At 67.1% G+C, this 5,973-nt stretch carries 8 protein-coding genes; 5 read left to right on the top strand and 3 right to left on the bottom strand.

Annotation, left to right across the window (positions count from 1 at the left end):
* From VXC91_RS41430 to VXC91_RS41420, 3 genes are all read right to left on the bottom strand, one after another.
* Nucleotides 1-1,124, bottom strand: a 1,124-nt coding sequence (locus VXC91_RS41430) for an alpha/beta fold hydrolase (RefSeq protein ID WP_329512527.1), incomplete at its 3' end; no start/stop codon positions are given.
* A 173-nt stretch (nucleotides 1,125-1,297) separates the two neighbouring features.
* Nucleotides 1,298-1,771 carry a VOC family protein gene (locus VXC91_RS41425; RefSeq protein ID WP_329512526.1) on the bottom strand — a complete coding sequence of 158 codons (474 nt, stop codon included), beginning with the start codon at nucleotides 1,769-1,771 and terminating at the stop codon, nucleotides 1,298-1,300.
* A gap of 385 nt (nucleotides 1,772-2,156) precedes the next feature.
* Nucleotides 2,157-2,837, bottom strand: a complete 681-nt coding sequence (locus VXC91_RS41420; protein ID WP_456243099.1) for a CGNR zinc finger domain-containing protein — start codon at nucleotides 2,835-2,837, stop codon at nucleotides 2,157-2,159.
* 184 nt (nucleotides 2,838-3,021) lie between these two features.
* Here VXC91_RS41420 and VXC91_RS41415 point away from each other — a divergent pair, with 184 nt between their 5' ends.
* From VXC91_RS41415 to VXC91_RS41395, 5 genes are all read left to right on the top strand, one after another.
* Nucleotides 3,022-3,333: a hypothetical protein gene (locus VXC91_RS41415; protein WP_329512525.1), complete on the top strand. Its 312-nt coding sequence runs from the start codon at nucleotides 3,022-3,024 to the stop codon at nucleotides 3,331-3,333.
* A 50-nt stretch (nucleotides 3,334-3,383) separates the two neighbouring features.
* Nucleotides 3,384-3,587: a hypothetical protein gene (locus VXC91_RS41410; protein WP_329512524.1), complete on the top strand. Its 204-nt coding sequence runs from the start codon at nucleotides 3,384-3,386 to the stop codon at nucleotides 3,585-3,587.
* Nucleotides 3,588-3,941: 354 nt separating this feature from the next.
* The gene (locus VXC91_RS41405) at nucleotides 3,942-4,253 is read left to right on the top strand and encodes a hypothetical protein (protein ID WP_329512523.1); all 312 of its coding nucleotides are present in this window, start codon (nucleotides 3,942-3,944) and stop codon (nucleotides 4,251-4,253) included.
* 52 nt (nucleotides 4,254-4,305) lie between these two features.
* Nucleotides 4,306-4,920 (top strand): FMN-dependent NADH-azoreductase, encoded by a 615-nt coding sequence (locus VXC91_RS41400; protein ID WP_329512522.1) that lies wholly within the window; start codon nucleotides 4,306-4,308, stop codon nucleotides 4,918-4,920.
* 314 nt (nucleotides 4,921-5,234) lie between these two features.
* On the top strand, nucleotides 5,235-5,744 hold the full coding sequence (locus VXC91_RS41395) for an SMI1/KNR4 family protein (protein ID WP_329512521.1): 510 nt from the start codon (nucleotides 5,235-5,237) through the stop codon (nucleotides 5,742-5,744).
* Nucleotides 5,745-5,973: the final 229 nt, after the last annotated feature.

The following is a 5,973-nucleotide window of genomic DNA, read 5'->3' as shown; positions in this document are numbered from 1 at the left end:
CGGGCCGAGCGGGCCGCGGCGCGGTACGGGGCCAGGAACTTGGTCAGCGCCGCCAGCACCTGCTCGGGTGCCTGCTCCGCGACCCAGTGGCCGGAGTCGGGGATGATCACGCCTCGCACGTCGTTGGCGAGGGGCTTCATCCCGCCCTCGACCCAGGGGCCCCAGCTCTTCTCGCCGCCGATCGCCAGGACGGGCATCGTCAGCTTCGTCTTCGCGCGCTCGTCGTTCTGGGCGACGTGGGCGTCCCACGCGCGGTAGAAGCCCAAGCTGCCGCGCAGGGATTCGGGGTCCGAGAAGAGCCGGATGTAGTACTCCCGCGCGTACTCGGGCAGCCGCTCACCGCCCTGGATGTCGAACTCGTAGTTGAAGAAGGCCGCCTCCCGACCCCGGACGAGCTTCTCGATCAGCTCGTGGTCGACGCGGTTGAAGGGTATGTGCCACAGCCTGTTGTTGAGCTCCGCCTTCTCGAAGAGCTTCGGCGAGGCCTCGGTGCTCGGGGGTCCGGGGACCTCGGCGAGGGCCAGGTACTCGACCCGGTCCGGGTGGTCCGCGGCCAGCGCGTAACCGATGATCATGCCGGTGTCGTGGCCGGCCGCGGAGAACCGCTCGTGTCCGAGCGCGTCCATCAGCGCGACCAAGTCGTTGGCGAGGGTGGCGGTGTCGTACCCCTGCTTCGGCTTCTCGGTCAGCCCCATACCGCGCTGGTCGACCGCGATGACCGTGAAGTTCCGGGCCAGCGCGGGCATCACCATGCGCCACGCGTACCAGTTCTCCGGCCAGCCGTGCACCAGCAGCAGCGGCGGTCCGTCGCCTCCGATGACCACGTGCTGACGCAGTCCACCGGTGTTGATGAACCGGCTGGAGAAGGTCTTCCTGAAGTCCGCCGACAACCGCGGCGCCGTGGCGACCGTGCCGAAGCCTCTCGGCCTGCGGACGGCGGGGGCCTCGGCGGAGGTGGCGGCGGCGGACGGCGCCAGACCGGCGGCCAGCGAGATGCCGGCGGCGGCGGAAGCGGCCGCGCCACCGACGAAGAGGCGTCGCGACAGCCCGCGCCCGGCTCGGTGCGACACCGGCTCACGCCCGGGGCCGTCCTGGGCCGGAGGCTCCATGGGAGACATGTTCATGGGGTTTCCTTCGTTGATGTTTCTCGAGTGTCAGGGTGAGGCCGGGACGTGTGCGGTGCGGGGCGTGTGGGCCCGGCACCGTGATCGAAAGCCCGCTGCGCCCCGGGTGCCGGACGGGCCGGCCGCCGTGAGGCGGTGACGGCCCGTGGCACCCACAGGTGTCTTACGAGGTGTCAGCGGCCCGGGAGCCGCTGCTGGATCTCCTGGAGCACCCAGCCGTTGCCGTCTGGGTCGCTGAAGGTGGCGAAGGAGCCGTAGGAGGCGCGCTCGGGGTGCAGACCCGGCTTCCGCTCCTGGCCCTCCAGCTTGTGGGTGATGTCTCCACCCTCGTGGCAGTGGTAGATGATGCCGCCGTTGTCGTGGAAGATCTCGCTCACCTCGATGCCGCGGCCGAGGAGCTCCGCGCGGGCCTCCTCGATGTCGTAGACGGCGAGGTACAGGCCCTGGGCCGAGCCCGGCTGGGCAGGGGTCAGACCCGTGCCGAACATGATCGAGCACTCGGAGCCGGGCGGGGTGAGGTGCACCGCGCGCCAGTTCTCACTGGCGGCCTTGTCGACGTCCAGACGGAATCCCAGGGCCTCGTAGAAGGCCTTGGCCCGATCGACGTCGGAGACGGGCAACACGGTGACTTCGAGCTTCATATACATCAGGGGGCTTTTCCTTCTTGTTCCGTGGCCGAAGTGGGCGAGCGCTGTGTGCCGCCGACCGGCTGATACGACTCGGATGACGTATGTGATCCAAGTGCGAGGAGACCGCGACCGTACGAGCGGCGCGATTGCATGGTTATGACCGTAGACGCTTAGCTCATTACGAACAAATTCTCGCAGGGAGTGGAACCTCACATTCCCTCCTCCCGGTCCCCCTCTGTTTCGCACTCCAGTTCGATAAAGGGGGTGAGGCTGACCGACGGAGGAATGAGGCCGGTGTGGTGCGGTCGTCAGCCGCTGATGGAAGGCGTGTGGCCCCCGGGAGCGGCGAGGGCGTCAGGGGCCCTGTCGGGTGGGAAACCGGCACACGACTCCACCCGCAAGGTCACTTCGAATGCGTGCCGTGCTTCGCGGCCAGCGCCTTCTTCCGCTGCCGGTACGCGCGCATCGACTCGCGGGAACCGCATCTCGGGCCGCAGAAAACGGAGTTCTTGTTCCGTGTCCGGTCGAAGAAGCCGAAGTGGCACGGCTGGTGCCGGCATGCCCGCACTCGGTCCCAAACCCCGGCCTGGGCGAGCTCGGTGGCGTTCGCCAGCACGGTGCCGAACAGCCCGGGGATGTCGGTCTGCGCGGGCGCCAGGGACGCCCCCGACGCGGTAAGGACCGTCACCAGCGGATACCGGGACGCAGCATGGCGCAGATACCCCTCCGCCTCGGCGAGCACCTCGGGCGTGGTGTCCCTGTCGGCGGAGTGAGCCAGCAGCACGGTGATCAAGGCCTCGCGCAGCTCGCGGGCGCTGGCCGCGTCGGCCTCCGTGACATGGGTCGTCTCCGAGCCCATCGCCTGCTCCAGCAGCCACGCGTGCAGGTCCTTGGCGCTGCCGAAGCGCTCCGGCAGCCGGTGGGGTCCCGCGGGGTGCGTGTTGACGAATTGCAGGACTACGTCAGCCGCCGGCGGCTCCGTCAGCGGGCTCGTCTCAGTCGTGCGCGGGGATATCGTCGGCCTCCTTGGTCGCAATAAGCGTAAGCCATGACGTGTTACTCCTAAAACCCTTACGGTGCCCATTTCCTTCCCGCAAGACGAGGTCTCCGGCCAAGGCGGCCGGAACCGGCACACAACATTCCTTCCGGCTGGTTCTCGGGTACGGGCACTGTTCCGAGACAGTTACGTTGGGTGAGTCCCGCGGGGGAAGACGACCCGCCCTCGGCGTCGTCCCAAGGCACCCCGGGTGCAGGAGCGGAGACTGGCGATGGCGACCCCCGCCATGCGGCACCCGCCCTTCCGCCCCGGAGGCATACGCGCTCTACGCAAGCCGCACGATCCGGCGGGAGCCTTCCACCACGAGGCGTTCGATGTCGTGGGAGGGCAGGCCGTCGCCCGGCGGTGCGAGATCATGTACACGGGCAGCGGCGGAGACGAGATCAACGCCTACCACTCCAGGACGCGGGCCGAACCGCCGATGCCCGAACCCGTACCGTCGCTCGACGCCAAGGCAGCCCGAGCACTCACCGACGTCAACGAGCACCTTGCGCCCATCCCGGTACTGCCGTACCGACCCTGATGGAGTCCGGGATACGCAATCCCGGATTCGTCCGGGTCGCAATCTGGCCGGTGAGCCCGCTCGCGCACCCGCGGATCGCGCGGTACATGGTGCAGCTACCGCACGAACACAAGCGGGGCAAGGCGCTGTTCCGCGTACGGATCAGGCGAGCCGGGCCGCCCGAGTGGGTGGCGCGCCCGACGCACCCCTCAGCAAGACTCACCCCGACCGGTACGGCTACCCAGTACCCCCAGTACGTCCCCTCCTACGACTAGGTTCGCCGGCAAGGAGGCCGGAACGGCTGGGTTTGCCGTCAAACGCCTCGATTGGATGACAGCGGACAACGGGTTCGCCTTCCCCCAGCCATGCCAGGTTGAGCATCGTATGCATCGCCCACTCGACACCCTTGCTCGCCCGCACAACTGGACGTTGTACATCCTGTCTCCGGCCATCATGAACACGCCGATCACGTGAACTGTCGCATGGAGTCTCGTGCCGTGTCGCAAGGGCTGCAGACCGGAAGGGCTCCGTGGTGCTTTGACAGGGAGAAACTGGATGCGTAATATCCAGTTAATCCAACGGGCAGGGCCGGTGACACCGCAGCGGCAGCCGCCGACGAGGAGCGCACGGTGATGCAGAGCTGCCAGCACGCCATGCACCTGGGCAAGTTCGCCGGCCACAACGTGGCCGCGGACGTTCTCGGGCTGGATCTGGCACCCTTCGTCCCGAAAGCCCACGTCACATGTCTGGACCTGGGACCCGCCGGCGAGGTCGTCACCACGGGCTGGGAACGGACCGTCCAGAAGACCGGCGAGCAGAGCATGTCACTGAAGTGCCAGATCAACTCCGAATGGATCTACCCCTCGGTCGACGACGCCGACGCCATCCTCGAGCACGCCGACTGCGGTGGCACGTGGTCCATGAAGGCATTCCTCGCCTGACCAGCAACCCGACCGAAGCAACGCCGACCTGCGCTACGAAAGCCGAGACAACGTGCCGACGCTACTGCACATCGACAGCTCCATGTGGCCCAGCGGGGCTTCCGCATCACGTGACGTGACGGCCACGTTCCGTGAGGAATGGGAGGCCCAGCACCCTCACGGCACGGTGATTTACCGCGACCTGGCGGTCGAGCCGCTCCCGCACATCACCGGCGGTGTGTTCACTGCCGGCGACGAGGACCCTTTGCGAGCCACACTGGCCTCCGAGCTCGAGCAGGCGGACGTGGTCCTGATCGCCGCCCCGATGTACAACCTCACGGTACCAAGCACACTCAAGGCCTGGATCGATCAGGTCATGATCGCGGGGCGCACGATCGGCGAGCGGCCATCCGCCGCCGGCACCCCGGTCGTGGTCGTCTCCAGCCGCGGTGGCTCTTACCGGCCGGGCACCCCTCGTGACGGCTGGGATTTCGTGGTCCCCTACCTGACCACTCTCTTGGCCGGCTACTTCGGCATCACCGAAGTCGAGTTCATCATCCCTGAGCTCACTTCCGTCCCGAAGCGGGCCTCCAAGCCCGAACTCATCCCCCTGTACGAAGCTTCCCGCGCGCAAGCTCACGAGGACGCCGTCGCCAAGGCCAAGACGCTGGCAGCTCGCTTCGCCTGAGCTGTGCGCTGACGAGATCGTCGTGTGACGATCGAGATGCCGAGGCCGGTGACGGCGCATGCGATGATCACGCTACCGAGACGCATGTGCGCGATGGCTGTCTCCACGCGAAACAGCGCCAGAAGGGCACCGCCGATCGGCAGGTATGGCCCGATGAACTCCCATGCCTCGTCCGTCAGTTGCATGCACGTCACGGAAGAAGATCTACTGGTCCAGGCCTCGCCGCGAGGGCGAATCCCGCAGATTGATCACGACTCGCGCCCTAGGCGAGGGCGGCAGCTTCAGTTACGACGACGACCTCTAAGCTCAACCCCATGACCGCGTTCGATGACCTTACTCGCCTCATCCCCCCGCCGTCGCAACCACTGTGGGCGAACGGAGACTGGAACGAGGTGGAGACAGCACTCGGTGTGGAACTCCCCTCGGACTTCAAGCAGCTGGTCGGAGCCTACGGGGCCTACCACTTCGCCGAGTTCTTGACGCCACTTACGCCCTTTGGCGGGCGAGACCTGCTGGTCGGCCCGGCGAAGCGGCTGCTGGACCAGGAACGCGACTTCCGGGACAGCAACCCCGAAGACTGCACGTACCCCTTCTACCCTGAGCCGGGCGGACTTCTGCCGTGGGCAGGAACCGACAATGGGGACCGCGTGTGCTGGCTCACTGACGGGAAGCCGGACGAGTGGACGGTCGTCTGCTGGAATCCGCGGGACTGGTACTACGACGCGCATCCTGTGGGTGCGGTGGAGTTCCTGATCGGCTGGCTGTCGGGACACATCAGCACCAACGTCTTTCCTGATGCCGCTGAGTTTGCCGAGGAGGACTGATTCGCCGCTCATCGGGCATCGACTCTCGTCATGTCGCCCGCGCCAACTCCAGCCACCCCAGCCGCGTCAGCAGCCGCACGGATGCTGGCGACGACTTCGCGTTGGCAGGCGAGGGTCGCTGAGTGGGACGAGCTGCCAATCAAGCTCCGTCGCGCCGGGGATTCCCGTAGATTGATCACGACTCGATACCCGCCCTGCTGGCTCGATGAAGCTCGAAATGAGATCGTAG

Source organism: Streptomyces chiangmaiensis (assembly GCF_036281785.1).
Lineage (GTDB): Bacteria > Actinomycetota > Actinomycetes > Streptomycetales > Streptomycetaceae > Streptomyces > Streptomyces chiangmaiensis.
The sequence above is the reverse complement of the archived record's forward strand: the minus strand, read 5'-3'. Positions and strand labels throughout refer to the sequence as shown.

Coding starts and splice junctions, on each gene's coding strand:
- VXC91_RS41420 (WP_456243099.1), bottom strand. CDS start 2,837: ATGGGCACCGTAAGGGTTTTAGGAGTAACACGTCATGGCTTACGCTTA.
- VXC91_RS41395 (WP_329512521.1), top strand. CDS start 5,235: ATGACCGCGTTCGATGACCTTACTCGCCTCATCCCCCCGCCGTCGCAA.
- VXC91_RS41425 (WP_329512526.1), bottom strand. CDS start 1,771: ATGTATATGAAGCTCGAAGTCACCGTGTTGCCCGTCTCCGACGTCGAT.
- VXC91_RS41415 (WP_329512525.1), top strand. CDS start 3,022: ATGGCGACCCCCGCCATGCGGCACCCGCCCTTCCGCCCCGGAGGCATA.